The sequence below is a fragment of the Bacillus pumilus genome, from assembly GCF_900186955.1.
In the GTDB taxonomy this organism is placed as follows: Bacteria; Bacillota; Bacilli; order Bacillales; family Bacillaceae; genus Bacillus; species Bacillus pumilus.
On sequence record NZ_LT906438.1, the window covers coordinates 207,888 to 219,480 of the forward strand.

At 38.0% G+C, this 11,593-nt stretch carries 16 protein-coding genes and 2 pseudogenes; 12 read left to right on the forward strand and 6 right to left on the reverse strand.

Going from position 1 to position 11,593, the window contains the following annotated elements:
* The first annotated feature begins 182 nt into the window (after positions 1 to 182).
* From CKW02_RS01215 to CKW02_RS01245, 7 genes are all read left to right on the forward strand, one after another.
* Positions 183 to 443, forward strand: a complete 261-nt coding sequence (locus CKW02_RS01215) for a metal-sensitive transcriptional regulator (protein ID WP_003217059.1) — start codon at positions 183 to 185, stop codon at positions 441 to 443.
* Positions 444 to 567: 124 nt separating this feature from the next.
* Positions 568 to 1,050 (forward strand): DsrE/DsrF/DrsH-like family protein, encoded by a 483-nt coding sequence (locus tag CKW02_RS01220; RefSeq protein ID WP_003216959.1) that lies wholly within the window; start codon positions 568 to 570, stop codon positions 1,048 to 1,050.
* Between the two features lie 14 nt (positions 1,051 to 1,064).
* Positions 1,065 to 1,418 (forward strand): rhodanese-like domain-containing protein, encoded by a 354-nt coding sequence (locus CKW02_RS01225; protein ID WP_034620735.1) that lies wholly within the window; start codon positions 1,065 to 1,067, stop codon positions 1,416 to 1,418.
* A gap of 47 nt (positions 1,419 to 1,465) precedes the next feature.
* Positions 1,466 to 2,032, forward strand: coding sequence for a sulfurtransferase TusA family protein (locus CKW02_RS01230; protein ID WP_003217082.1), 567 nt, complete (start codon positions 1,466 to 1,468; stop codon positions 2,030 to 2,032).
* 7 nt (positions 2,033 to 2,039) lie between these two features.
* Entirely contained in the window at positions 2,040 to 3,167 is a 1,128-nt protein-coding gene (locus tag CKW02_RS01235; protein WP_003217038.1) for an MBL fold metallo-hydrolase, read from the forward strand.
* Positions 3,168 to 3,200: 33 nt separating this feature from the next.
* Entirely contained in the window at positions 3,201 to 3,431 is a 231-nt protein-coding gene (locus tag CKW02_RS01240; protein ID WP_003216954.1) for a sulfurtransferase TusA family protein, read from the forward strand.
* Positions 3,432 to 3,489: 58 nt separating this feature from the next.
* Positions 3,490 to 4,266 (forward strand): sulfite exporter TauE/SafE family protein, encoded by a 777-nt coding sequence (locus CKW02_RS01245; RefSeq protein WP_003217157.1) that lies wholly within the window; start codon positions 3,490 to 3,492, stop codon positions 4,264 to 4,266.
* 30 nt (positions 4,267 to 4,296) lie between these two features.
* Here CKW02_RS01245 and CKW02_RS20215 read toward each other — a convergent pair whose 3' ends face one another.
* The gene (locus CKW02_RS20215; RefSeq protein ID WP_003216908.1) at positions 4,297 to 4,473 is read right to left on the reverse strand and encodes a hypothetical protein; all 177 of its coding nucleotides are present in this window, start codon (positions 4,471 to 4,473) and stop codon (positions 4,297 to 4,299) included.
* A 149-nt stretch (positions 4,474 to 4,622) separates the two neighbouring features.
* On the opposite strand from CKW02_RS20215, the pseudogene CKW02_RS01250 reads away from it, so the two are divergent.
* Together CKW02_RS01250 and CKW02_RS01255 are read left to right on the forward strand one after the other, a co-directional pair.
* A pseudogene (locus CKW02_RS01250) lies at positions 4,623 to 4,925 on the forward strand (NucA/NucB deoxyribonuclease domain-containing protein); the annotation flags it as partial.
* 518 nt (positions 4,926 to 5,443) lie between these two features.
* Complete coding sequence (locus CKW02_RS01255) at positions 5,444 to 5,734, forward strand: DUF5839 family protein (RefSeq protein WP_034620732.1); 291 nt, start codon at positions 5,444 to 5,446, stop codon at positions 5,732 to 5,734.
* An 82-nt stretch (positions 5,735 to 5,816) separates the two neighbouring features.
* Here the strand turns inward: CKW02_RS01255 and CKW02_RS01260 are convergent, their stop codons facing one another.
* Complete coding sequence (locus tag CKW02_RS01260; RefSeq protein WP_034620729.1) at positions 5,817 to 6,554, reverse strand: AAA family ATPase; 738 nt, start codon at positions 6,552 to 6,554, stop codon at positions 5,817 to 5,819.
* Positions 6,555 to 6,852: 298 nt separating this feature from the next.
* On the opposite strand from CKW02_RS01260, the gene CKW02_RS01265 reads away from it, so the two are divergent.
* The 3 genes from CKW02_RS01265 (at position 6,853) to CKW02_RS01275 (ending at position 9,144) form a co-directional block, all read left to right on the forward strand.
* Positions 6,853 to 7,668: a hypothetical protein gene (locus CKW02_RS01265; protein WP_003217246.1), complete on the forward strand. Its 816-nt coding sequence runs from the start codon at positions 6,853 to 6,855 to the stop codon at positions 7,666 to 7,668.
* A 66-nt stretch (positions 7,669 to 7,734) separates the two neighbouring features.
* The gene (locus CKW02_RS01270) at positions 7,735 to 8,850 is read left to right on the forward strand and encodes a hypothetical protein (protein WP_003217125.1); all 1,116 of its coding nucleotides are present in this window, start codon (positions 7,735 to 7,737) and stop codon (positions 8,848 to 8,850) included.
* A gap of 45 nt (positions 8,851 to 8,895) precedes the next feature.
* The gene (locus tag CKW02_RS01275; protein ID WP_144472471.1) at positions 8,896 to 9,144 is read left to right on the forward strand and encodes a DUF2651 family protein; all 249 of its coding nucleotides are present in this window, start codon (positions 8,896 to 8,898) and stop codon (positions 9,142 to 9,144) included.
* 30 nt (positions 9,145 to 9,174) lie between these two features.
* Here the strand turns inward: CKW02_RS01275 and CKW02_RS20420 are convergent, their stop codons facing one another.
* The 4 genes and pseudogenes from CKW02_RS20420 to CKW02_RS01290 form a co-directional block, all read right to left on the reverse strand.
* Entirely contained in the window at positions 9,175 to 9,333 is a 159-nt protein-coding gene (locus tag CKW02_RS20420; RefSeq protein ID WP_080550340.1) for a YesK family protein, read from the reverse strand.
* 251 nt (positions 9,334 to 9,584) lie between these two features.
* Positions 9,585 to 9,731, reverse strand: a complete 147-nt coding sequence (locus tag CKW02_RS20110; RefSeq protein WP_003216938.1) for a hypothetical protein — start codon at positions 9,729 to 9,731, stop codon at positions 9,585 to 9,587.
* On the reverse strand, positions 9,718 to 10,884 hold the full coding sequence (locus CKW02_RS01285) for a Rap family tetratricopeptide repeat protein (protein ID WP_003217146.1): 1,167 nt from the start codon (positions 10,882 to 10,884) through the stop codon (positions 9,718 to 9,720). The genes CKW02_RS20110 and CKW02_RS01285 overlap by 14 nt, the downstream gene beginning before the upstream one ends.
* A 152-nt stretch (positions 10,885 to 11,036) precedes the next feature.
* A pseudogene (locus tag CKW02_RS01290) lies at positions 11,037 to 11,564 on the reverse strand (transposase); the annotation flags it as partial.
* Positions 11,565 to 11,593: the final 29 nt, after the last annotated feature.

The window sequence follows — 11,593 nt, forward strand, 5'->3', positions numbered from 1 at the left end:
GGGTTGCCCTCTTTTCTTCAATGATTTCTTGTTCGTTGATTATTTACTTTTTATCAATAAATGGTGGAATGTGCAATTCTTTTCACATTCGTTTTCTACAAAAGAAAAGGGCAAGTCGTTTGACTAAATACCTCTTAGGGTATACTATCTGTCATAGAAAGAATAGAAAGGAGTGCTTATTCATGGAATATAATCAGCAGATGAAGAATCGTCTTCGCCGGATTGAAGGGCAGATTAAAGGGGTTCTTGCGATGATGGAGCAAGGCAAGGATTGCCGCGAGGTGGTCACGCAGCTGTCTGCATCACGTAATGCCATTGATCGGGCAATGGGTGTGATTGTGAGTACAAATCTTGAGCAATGTGTTCGTGAAAGTCTTGAACAAGGCAAGGATACGGAGGGTCTTGTGAAAGAGGCAGTTGAGCTATTGGTGAAAAGCCGGTAAGAAATTCCTCAGCCTTTGGAGGTTGACGGATTTTTTTACTTGATGTAATATACCCTTACCGGTATATGTATATATTTTTTATTTTCTATATACCCCCATAGGTAATTGTTGAAGGAGGAGCAGAATGGAAGAACAGAAAAAACGCACGACGATTGTGTTATTTAGTGGAGATTATGATAAAGCGATGGCAGCTTACATTATTGCCAATGGTGCAGCAGCCTATGATCATGAGGTGACCATTTTCCATACGTTTTGGGGGCTGAACGCCTTACGTAAGGATGAGATGGTACCGATGAAAAAAGGATTTTTAGAAAAAATGTTCGGCAAAATGATGCCGCGCGGGGCTGATCGTATGGGGCTGTCCAAGATGAACTTTGCAGGAATGGGGCCGAAAATGATCAAGCATGTGATCAAAAAGCACAACGCCATGACCTTGCCGCAGCTCATTGAGATGGCAAAGGAGCAGGATATTAACCTCGTGGCATGTACAATGACGATGGATCTTTTAGGATTACAGGAGAAAGAACTATTAGATGACATTCAATATGCCGGTGTAGCGGCATATTTAGCAGAGGCTGAAATCGGACGTGTGAATTTATTTATCTAGTGAGGTGAAGCAGGATGGTGCAGACGATTTTACTCATCATCGTAATTGGATTACTCGTGAGCCGCTTTCTGCCGGTTCGAGGTGTGAAGCAAATGGATGCAGCTCATATGAAAAAGAAGCTGAAAAGCAAAGGTCAACAGCTCATTGATGTGCGCTCTCCCAGTGAATTTCAAACAAATCATATCAAAGGCTTTCAAAACATCCCGTTGTCTCATTTGAAGAAACGAGCTTCTCAGCTTGAGAAAAATGAAGAGGTCTATGTGATATGTCAAAGCGGGATGAGAAGTATGCAGGCGGCGAAAATATTGAAGAAGCAAGGATTTACTCAGATTACAAACATCAAGGGTGGCATGAATACTTGGCATTAAATGCGCAATAAAATATACCCCCATCCCTATATGAAGGAGGATAAGACATGCAGCAACCAACTGTCATTTTAGATGCAAAAGGATTGGCATGCCCGATGCCGATTGTGAAAACAAAAAAACAAATGAATGAGCTTTTACCAGGAGACGTACTGGAAGTGCAAGCTACCGATAAAGGATCAGCAGCGGATCTAGCGGCATGGTCAAAAAGTGCCGGTCACGAATTTTTAGGAACAACAGTAGAAGGTCAGGTGCTTCATCATTTGATTCGTAAGGGCGGAGAACAAGAGAAAGAAGGGAAGTCCATGATTTCGGAAATGTCTTTGGAGACTTTTCAACAGAAAGTAAAAGAAGATCCATCTTTGTTTATTTTAGATGTGCGAGAGCTTGATGAATACGAGGCGGGGCATATTCCAGGAGCTGTTCATATTCCTCTTGGTGAGGTTGAACAACGTGCAGAGGAATTGAGCCGAGAGACGGACATTTACCTGATCTGTCATTCAGGCAGAAGAAGTGAATTAGCTGCGCAAAAGTTAAAAGAAAAAGGATTTCATCAATTGATGAATATCGTGCCAGGCATGAATAGCTGGACAGGAGCGATTGAAAAAAGGAGCTGAATGAAACATGACGGTAACAGCGATGAACGCAGAGCAGTTAACAAAAAAGATCGTGAGCAAGGAACCGCTCTTTTTGCTAGATGTGCGAAATCAAACGGATGTTCAGGATTGGAAGATCGAAGGGGAAGCAATCGTTCATATGAATGTGCCTTATTTTGATCTCCTTGAAGGAGTAGAGGGCATTTTGCATGACATTCCTCATGATCGTGAAGTGTTGGTGGTTTGTGCCAAGGAAGGCTCCTCTATCATGGTCGCGGAGATGCTGTCAGAGGCGGGTAGAACGGTCCATTATTTAGAAGGCGGCATGAAGGCGTGGAGTGAGCATCTAGAGCCAGTGAAGATCGGTGATTTAAGCGGCGGTGGAGGGCTGTATCAATTTGTGCGAATGGGCAAGGGATGTCTGTCTTATATGATCATGTCGAATGGAGAAGCCGCAATTGTAGATGCAGCTAGAATGACGGATGTTTATATTCGTTTTGCTAAAAAGCATCATGTCTCTATAACGCAAGTGTTGGATACTCATCTTCATGCAGATCATATTTCTGGCGGGAAAAAACTGGCTGAACAGACTGGTGCCAACTACTGGCTGCCGCCAAAAGATGCAGAAGAAGTGATCTTTGAGTATCACCGACTTGAAGAAGGGCAGCGCATCACGATAGGAGCGGCTACCATTGACATTCATCCCCTTTACTCACCGGGGCATACGATTGGGTCAACATCCTTTATCGTGGATCATCAATATCTTCTTTCAGGTGATATTTTGTTCGTTGATTCGATTGGAAGACCTGACCTCGCTGGAATGGCGGAGGACTGGGTAGGTGATTTGAGAGAAACACTCTATGACCGATATAGAGCACTTTCGAAAGAATTCATTGTTTTGCCAGCGCATTTCATGATCATGGATGAAGTCAATGAAGACGGAAGCGTTTGGAAGGAGCTAGGCGTTCTATTTGAAGAAAATCATGGACTGAATATTGAAGATGATGACGTATTTAGACAAATGGTCACGAAGAATCTGCCTGCACTGCCAAACGCCTATCAAGACATTCGTCAAACCAATATGGGGAAGCTGAGTCCAGATGATGAAGCGCAGCGTGAAATGGAAATTGGTCCAAACCGTTGTGCGATTCGGTAATGTCCAATAAAATAAGAAGAGAGGAACAATCAAATGACATCAGATCAAATATTAGACGTCACAGGGCTTGCATGCCCAATGCCGATTATTCGGACGAAGAAAAAAATGAATGACTTGACGGAGGGTCAAGTGTTAGAAATACATGCAACAGATAAAGGGGCTAAAGCTGACTTAGCAGCATGGGCGAAGTCAAGCGGACATGAATTGATCACGCAGACGGATGAAGGAGATGTGCTGAAGTTCTGGGTGAGAAAAGGGTCCTAAAGGATGTAGGGGTATCTGCTGAAGATCCCCTTTTCCTTTTGCAAAGGAGGAGACCAGCGTGGATTTTGCGTTTTTGATTACACTTTTTATCATCGGATGTATTGGTTCCTTCTTATCAGGAATGGTGGGGATCGGGGGATCTGTGATCAACTATCCTATGCTGCTTTATATCCCGCCACTGGTCGGTGTGATGGCACTATCGGCACACGAGGTATCAGGGATTGGCGCCATTCAAGTGCTTTTTTCGACGCTAGGTGGGGTATTGGCCTATCGTAAAAGCGGATTTTTACATCGGACTTTGATTATATATATGGGGATCAGTATATTGGCGGGCAGCTTATTAGGCAGTTATGTCTCTCACTTTATGCCAGAGAATGGGATGAATCTCGTCTATGGCTTGCTTGCGATTGTGGCTGTGATTCTTATGCTAATTCCAAAAAAGGGACAGCGTGCAGATGCAGAGGGAGAAGTCACTTTTCATAAAGGACTTGCGGCAGGTATAGCCTTTGTGATTGGCAGTGTTTCCGGGGTGCTAGGCGCGGGCGGAGCATTTATATTAGTACCGGTGATGCTGTCTATTTTAAAAATTCCTGTCCGGATGACGATTGCGTCTTCACTAGCGATTACGTTTCTATCTGCGATTGGCGCATCGACTGGAAAGATATTGACGGGTCAAGTCATGCTTCTTCCTGCGGTTGTGCTGATGCTGGCAAGTTTAATAGCCGCTCCGATTGGTGCTAAGGTCGGTCAGAAAATCAATGCCGTCTACTTGCAATGGGCACTTGCTGTGATGATTACAGCGACAGCGGTCAAAATTTGGCTGGATTTATTATAAAGAAAGGACCAGCAAACGTGTTGGTCTTTTTTATTTGACGTCATCGTGCTCGATATATGTTTCAAGGGCTGGGTGAAACTCTTTTTGATAATGAAGGTTGGGGCATGTTTTTACGACTTTGCCTTGCAGGGCATTGGACTTAGAGACTTCTAATGCTGTTTTACATTTAGGGCAGCGTTCGGCAAACAGTGAGGGCCAGCGCTTCATATATCACCACTCCAGTTAAAGTCTTAAAAACCGACTATATTAATATGAATTATAGGGGATCGTGCTGGTGAGGTCAATGGGTGTTTGGGTCTTTTTAACAAAAAAGAAGCACCGTGAAGGATGCTCAGTATGATGTGAAATTGAAGTTTCCGGCTGATAAGTATCCAGAAACAGCACGACACATAAAAAATGCTATAAAGAAGGGAGCTTCAGATGTCTGCACGATTGATAGAGAAGGTGCCGATGAAAATAGAGAAGAATCACTGAAAAACATACCAACAAAAAGAGGATATGACCGAGACGAGTTCCCTATGGCAATGTGTGAAGAAGGCGGCGCAGGAGCCGATATAGAATACATATCTCCAGCAGATAATCGAGGTGCGGGATCTTGGGTATCTCATCAACTAAGTGAATACGAAGATGGAACGGCCGTATTGTTTGTTGTTGATTAGGGTTATGAAACTTTGAATCAAGCCAAAGCGTATGTAGAATATGACTTTGCAACAATAGGTAACACAAAGAAAAAGAAATGAGGTGAATCATTTGTTTGTAGAGGTAGTAATCAATCTGTATGAAATAGGACTACTCATTCTAGGGGTATCCGCTTTAATGTTAATTAAAGCAAATGAGGAACGAAAAAGAAGCAGGGAGAGCTAGCCTGCTTTTTTATTTTGAATATTTTCTATTGCTCATTTGCTTTTAAAAGTTCTATGATGATGTCGTTTTGTTTCTCAATGTTTTGTAATCTCTTTTCGATCGTGGAACTTGAAATACAGATCACAATGAGAATCTCAATGCCCACAAATAACAAATCCCTCCTAAAGCTCAATTGGGCAATCATTTAATGTCGACTAACATTTGCAACATAGTAACATTAATTGAAATTTATAACTACTTGCGTAATTCTTGTTTGTTTCGCGTGTGAATTTCTATTATCCTTAGTGTAAAAGCGCAGAGGGAGTGTGTGTACATGACCAATGAAAAAAATACAATTACAGCGTTCCATTGTTGGAGAAGGAACGGTGAATTGAAGGTTAAACCAAGGCCTTTCAAGTGGCATATTCCCAAAAGACTAAGAGGACAGATACAACAAGGTGACATTGTCTTGGTTGAATCTCAAGACAAAAAGAAACCTGTCCTAGTAATTGACGTTTCAAGGGAAGAGCTAGAGGAAACGGGGCGCTATTACAAGCGAGTCATCAAGATGCTGGATCGAGTAGATAAAAGGGATGAACAGCCTGCAACATCAGTGCGAGTATAATAGAAATAAACCCCATTCTCATTTTAAGAATGGGGTTTATTTCTTAAAAGGCTGGTAATAATTAAAGCAATAATTGAAAAATTCAATCTTCATTTAACAAATGGTCTAACATAGCTGTACGGTTTTCTAAAAAATATTTGGTAATTTGATAATGCTCAGTCATTTCATAGCGTATTTCCTCTATTTTCTTTCCATCAAAATTTAAAATGGTTGCTTCCGGATATCCTAACAAAATTGGAGAGTGGGTAGCTATTATAAATTGAGAGTTACTCTTTGTAGAAAGGTCATGAATAATCTTCAATAATCCTAACTGCCTTGCTGGAGAAAGTGGAGATTCTGGTTCATCAAGTAAATAAAGAGCACTTTTTCCGTTAAAACGATTATTAAACAAAGATAAAAAGGATTCTCCATGAGACTGCTTATGCAGTGGTGTACCTCCGTAAGGAGCATAAACATCTTCACCGCTTTCTTGATTTAAAGTATCTAAATATGCAGCGAAGTTATAGAAAGATTCAGCTCTTAAAAAGAAACCGTTTGTTAATTTAGGTTGCCAAGATAAACGCAAATAGGAACCTAGTGTAGTCTCATCTATATTATTAGTATACAAATTATTTCTGCCACCACCATTTATATTAAAACCACAACTATCTGCAATAGACTCTAGTAAAGTTGACTTTCCTGATCCGTTTTCACCAACAAAAAATGTTACATTGTTTGTGATTTTGATTTCATCTAAATTTTTTATTACCGGAACACAAAAAGGATATTCATTATAGGACGTCACTTTATCTTTAAGAAAAGTTATTTTTTGTAAAGTTATAATTATTCACCTCTTACTTTTCAAATTATGTAATCGTCAATGAAATCACAGTGATTAATGGATATATGTTTAATTTCTCATACATTTCGGTATCAAGACAAGAAAAAGCGTCCTTTATGTTCAAAGGGAGACTATTACGAGTAGTCTCTTTTTTAATGTAAAAATTCACTCAAATTTAACATGTCAATTGATCAGATATTAAAATATCCTTAAAATTCTAGTAATGTTTACATGATCCATATTAACCATTATTATGGTAAATGTGGACCACGCTAAAAAAGGAATTGGAGGTAATAATATGAAAAAACGAAACGTTATTGTCACATCCTTGTTGTCAGCATCTGTATTATTCACTGGGTTTGGATTGGAGGGAAATGCGCAAGCGAAAGAGGTATACCCTTCTATGAACAATGAAAGAGCCAAGCAAGAAATAGAAGAAATGAAAGCAGAGGGAATGACCTCTGAACAGATTAATGAGCTTTATGAGATGAGCAAAAAGGAGTATGACTCTGTATCTACGGAAGCAAAAGCAGAAGCTATATTCGAAGAGTCGCAGAAAGATATCGATCAATACATTAAAGATGGAGTGATCGATGAGTATCTACCTAAGTACAATGAAGAGAAAGATAAGATGAATGTTAATGCAAAGTCCAAGGCATTAGGAACTAAGGGAGATGTGTTGGTTAGTTATGACTTAAATTCAGGCAGTTCTGCAATTGGCTTGGGACATGCCGCAATTGTCTCTCAAGAAAAAAAACAGACAGTAGAATCTTGGCATAAGCTTTGGAGTCCAATTAAACAGCATGGAGTCAGAAAATACAATAATACATGGGCTGCTAGAAAGAAGGTTTATGGGCTTTGGGTGAAGAAGTCTAATAACACGAAATATATTAATGCGGCTAAATATGCCGAGAAACAAGCTAAAGAGAAGAAGCCATACAATTTGAACTTCTTTGACAAGAAAACTACAAAAAAGTTCTATTGCTCTCAATTAGCTTGGAGAGCTTGGAAAAATCAAGGTCATGATATTGACCATAATAAAAAAGATTCAGTCGTGTCGCCGATGGAATTAGTTAACTCTAACAACACGAAGGTCTTTCATCATAAAAAGTAAGTTAATAAGCAGTCGGGGATTCTCCCCGATTGCTTTGCTTGTTTAAAATTAAAAGGAGATGATTGAATGAAATACTTTAAGTTGCTTTTATCAGCTTGTGCCATAGCATTAATATGTACAGCATGTTCAAAGAAAGAAGAGGTTGTGGGAGACCCTTCTAAGGGAGAATTGAGCAATATGAAAGATAGTAAATTTGCTGTAATTCATTCAAAGATGATGGATAGGGGATGCGAGATAGTAAACTATAACGATACAGGGAGTAAGCTATCAAGCGTGTCATTAAAAGACTGCGTGGGATTCACTTCGTCTACTCAGAGTGATAATAATATGTACTTCTCATCTAATAGGTCTAATTATCATGTATCGATAGATAAGAATAATGGAAAGGTAAAACATCTACAAACAAAATCACTTTCAAAATCTACAGAAGACGAGGGAGCATTTTTTATTAACTATTCGAATGGCTATGTTTTACATGATGTAAACGTTGGCTATGTAGAAGATGGATTAGCAGGAGAGTTAGTTTATTGGGAAGAAGACAGTGAAAGTAAAGAGCAACTCAAATTCAACGGAGAATTGAGGACAGCTATATTTGACAATAAAAAAATATATGCCATTTTGAACAATGATGAAAATATCATATTATCCTCTATAGACCCAAAAAGTCATAAGGATAAAAGAAAGACACTAGACGTTGACTCTGTTTTCTATCCTGAAAACAATGAATCATTAAATAATTTAAACGATAAAGAATTAATGATTGCTCTGAATGACGATGTTGATAGTAAGAAAAACTCTATTCTAATCATACTTGACAAAAAAACTCTCGATACGAAAAGAGAAATTGTAATGGATAAGGGATTCACTATCTACAAGACTCATGTAGATAAAGATAAAATCACGATAATATCCCATGAAGGAGAAGTTAAAATGTTTAACAGAGACTTCAAAGAGATATCGTCTGAAAAAATTCCACTTAATTTTAAATCAGATGACGAACGTTTAGAAGAGGTCAAGATTTTAGACGGCAAGATTTATGCATTGGTAAGAATGTTTGATAGAGATAAGGATGGAGTTATTGGCAGAATTATTGAATATAATATTGAAAGCAAAGACTCTAAAGAGATATCCCTAAAATCTGATAGGGATTGGGAAATGACAAGCTTGGAAGTTGTAAAATAACTGACGAGGAGTGTGGAGTAAATTAACTTACATTATCTTGAACCCATGAGGCTTGTGTTATTCACATTGCCATTATTGTATTTAGCTTGGGGGATTATTGGCTATGTAATCTTTAAGAAGGTTTATGTGGTTTTAACTATCACATTTATAACTTCAACCATTTTTATATTTGCCTATACTGGGTTTGACATGTCAAATATGTATTGGGTAGGGGTGGTGACTTTTTTATGCATGTGCACCTCTGTAATTACAAAAATTATTCGAGACATGTATATTCGCTATAAAAAAGCATAATCAACAAGCTTATGTCCACAAACATAAGCTTTATTTTTGTTTCATACCACTAAAATAACTCAAAATGCTTGTAATAATTAAAGTGATAACTGATGAAACTAACAAAGAAACGCTGATCGCTCCTAACCCTAAACCTTCCCATCCTCCCACAAAAAAGCTTATGAGCAATAAGATGATACTTACCAGCATTAAAACTGATGGAAATCCATACTGGAAAGATGACTTCTTTTTTTAAAAGATTAAAGAAACACCTAGTATAATAACTGTAAGGATGGTTGCAGTAGCCAGAAAGACATTTGTCTTGCCCCCTTGAAAGAAGAACCCTAATGAATAATTATATGTTTTTCAATATCGTACCACTGATTTAAGTTGTTTACAAAAGCAGTTAGTTAAAAAAACGGTTCTATGACAATGGATGTCACAGAACCGTTTCTTTGATCTTATAATGTATTTCCAGCTTCTTTCCCTACACTCGATGTAATCACTTTGTCAGCCACTTCATGTGAGACAGCAGCAGAATGAAAAATTGGTAACGCTAATGCTACAGTTACAAGCATGATGGGAACAAAAATTCTACTCTTCAACATTTAACAATTCCCCTCCTTGAATTAACGACTTTGCTTCAAGTGCTCTTTCATAAAAAACGACAGCAATTTCCAACTGCCTACTTTTATTATAGTATCGCGCAGCTTCAAAAGCTAGTTGGTACACATCTTCGTAAAGATTTTTGCTTTGTATATTGTCAAGACAACGTTTTAACTCTGTGATCGCATTTGGTGTCTTAGATTGAAAATAAAGGCAATATAAAAATTTCATTTCTTCTTCATAAATTTTGTCATTCAGTTGTTGGGCTGCCGAGACTCCTTTCTCATATGTTTCGGCTGCTGGAACAACCTGTCCTAATTTCAAGAGGGTGTATAGCTTGTTAAAATAGGCTTTTGGAACATGTGATGTTTCATTCTTTTCAAAAAGTTCACAAGAAGTATCAAAGTGGGACAGGGCATCTGTATATTTTTCTAAGTGGAAATAACACTTGCCTAAGTTAAAGATCGTAGAGGATATAAGGTATTCGTTTTTCGTCTGCTGTGCAAAAGAATGGGATTTTTCAAAGTAAGTAAGTGCATCAGCGTATTGTAGTTTAGACAGATAATTTCCAGCGATGACTGAATAACACCAGGCTATTTTTTCTTGCATTAATGGTTGCTCTGTAAATAGACTCAATGCTTTATGTGCATACATGACAGAAATTTGATACTGATCTATGTGGTAGTACACTTCTGATAATTTGTAGTAAAATTCAGCCTTTTCAGTAGGGTCTTCAATATCCAGGAGAACTTTTTCAGCAGATTTATAAGAACTGATCGCCTCGTCAAATTGCTTTTTCCTAAATTCGTGCATTCCTTTAAAAAACCAAAAATAAAAATCTAACATCTTTTCAATTTGATCTTTGTCTTCATGAAGTGATTGATCAATCTTATGTTTCTGCTCATTGATCTGAACCATATATTCATCTAATTCTCGGCTAGATAACTTAGGTTTGAGGTAACTTAGCATTAAGTCATGTCGAAAATCCAGCAGACTAAAATATAATAATACGGTTTGATTTTCTTCCATACTGTCAAAGAGTCGTTGAACATCTGCTTTTAAAAATTCTGCATCAGTTATTTGATCTTTTTTGATGGTTGAATACCATTCATTCAGTTTGATCGCCACTTCGTCATAAGTGATAGAAGCACCCATATATATTCCCCCTTCAAATTCCTATAAAACCATTTATATACAATATTTTAACATGTCTAACTATTCTAAAATCGAACATATGCGCTCTATATGTAAATTTTCGGTATACCGCAAAATCAAGCCTACTTTAAGAGGAAAATGAGTGATTCAACATCTAATTCTTTCATATAGTTCTGAGTATCTTGTTCGATCGTTTTTCTTGTATATTTATGTTTATTTGCATTCGCTTTAAGATGGGTTGAATCAGTAAAAAGGACGCGCCCTCCAACCATATCGTGATTGATGGCTTGAAGCACAATCTCGTCAAAAATATCTTGAAAAATCGTTGTATCTTTAAATCGAGTACGACGATTCCAACTAATGGTCGAGTGATGTGGAACGGGGTCATTGATGTTTAAACCTAAAAACCATCTATACGCCATGTTATAGTAAATTTCTTTTTCAAGTTGTCTTTCAGAACGGATACCGTACAGGTATCCGATAAACATCATTTTGAACAAAATAAGTGGATAAAGAGAAGGACGACCTTTATTCTCGCTATAATACGGTTTTACTTTATCTACGATAAATGAAAAATCAATGTACTGATCAATTTTACGAAGCAGGTGATCCTCTTCGACCAGTTGATCTAGCAATACAAATTCGGCTTCGTGCTGAGAAGAATTTCTAGTGTGGAACATGAGAAAAAACACCTTCCTTTAGTATGCTT

What these genes read in the sequence shown, in the direction of transcription:
- CKW02_RS01215 (WP_003217059.1), top strand. Translation starts at nt 183, where the DNA reads ATGGAATATAATCAGCAGATGAAGAATCGTCTTCGCCGGATTGAAGGG.
- CKW02_RS01220 (WP_003216959.1), top strand. Translation starts at nt 568, where the DNA reads ATGGAAGAACAGAAAAAACGCACGACGATTGTGTTATTTAGTGGAGAT.
- CKW02_RS01225 (WP_034620735.1), top strand. Translation starts at nt 1,065, where the DNA reads ATGGTGCAGACGATTTTACTCATCATCGTAATTGGATTACTCGTGAGC.
- CKW02_RS01230 (WP_003217082.1), top strand. Translation starts at nt 1,466, where the DNA reads ATGCAGCAACCAACTGTCATTTTAGATGCAAAAGGATTGGCATGCCCG.
- CKW02_RS01235 (WP_003217038.1), top strand. Translation starts at nt 2,040, where the DNA reads ATGACGGTAACAGCGATGAACGCAGAGCAGTTAACAAAAAAGATCGTG.
- CKW02_RS01240 (WP_003216954.1), top strand. Translation starts at nt 3,201, where the DNA reads ATGACATCAGATCAAATATTAGACGTCACAGGGCTTGCATGCCCAATG.
- CKW02_RS20215 (WP_003216908.1), bottom strand. Translation starts at nt 4,473, where the DNA reads ATGAAGCGCTGGCCCTCACTGTTTGCCGAACGCTGCCCTAAATGTAAA.
- CKW02_RS01255 (WP_034620732.1), top strand. Translation starts at nt 5,444, where the DNA reads ATGACCAATGAAAAAAATACAATTACAGCGTTCCATTGTTGGAGAAGG.
- CKW02_RS01265 (WP_003217246.1), top strand. Translation starts at nt 6,853, where the DNA reads ATGAAAAAACGAAACGTTATTGTCACATCCTTGTTGTCAGCATCTGTA.
- CKW02_RS01270 (WP_003217125.1), top strand. Translation starts at nt 7,735, where the DNA reads ATGAAATACTTTAAGTTGCTTTTATCAGCTTGTGCCATAGCATTAATA.
- CKW02_RS01275 (WP_144472471.1), top strand. Translation starts at nt 8,896, where the DNA reads ATGAGGCTTGTGTTATTCACATTGCCATTATTGTATTTAGCTTGGGGG.
- CKW02_RS20420 (WP_080550340.1), bottom strand. Translation starts at nt 9,333, where the DNA reads ATGCTGGTAAGTATCATCTTATTGCTCATAAGCTTTTTTGTGGGAGGA.
- CKW02_RS20110 (WP_003216938.1), bottom strand. Translation starts at nt 9,731, where the DNA reads ATGTTGAAGAGTAGAATTTTTGTTCCCATCATGCTTGTAACTGTAGCA.
- CKW02_RS01285 (WP_003217146.1), bottom strand. Translation starts at nt 10,884, where the DNA reads ATGGGTGCTTCTATCACTTATGACGAAGTGGCGATCAAACTGAATGAA.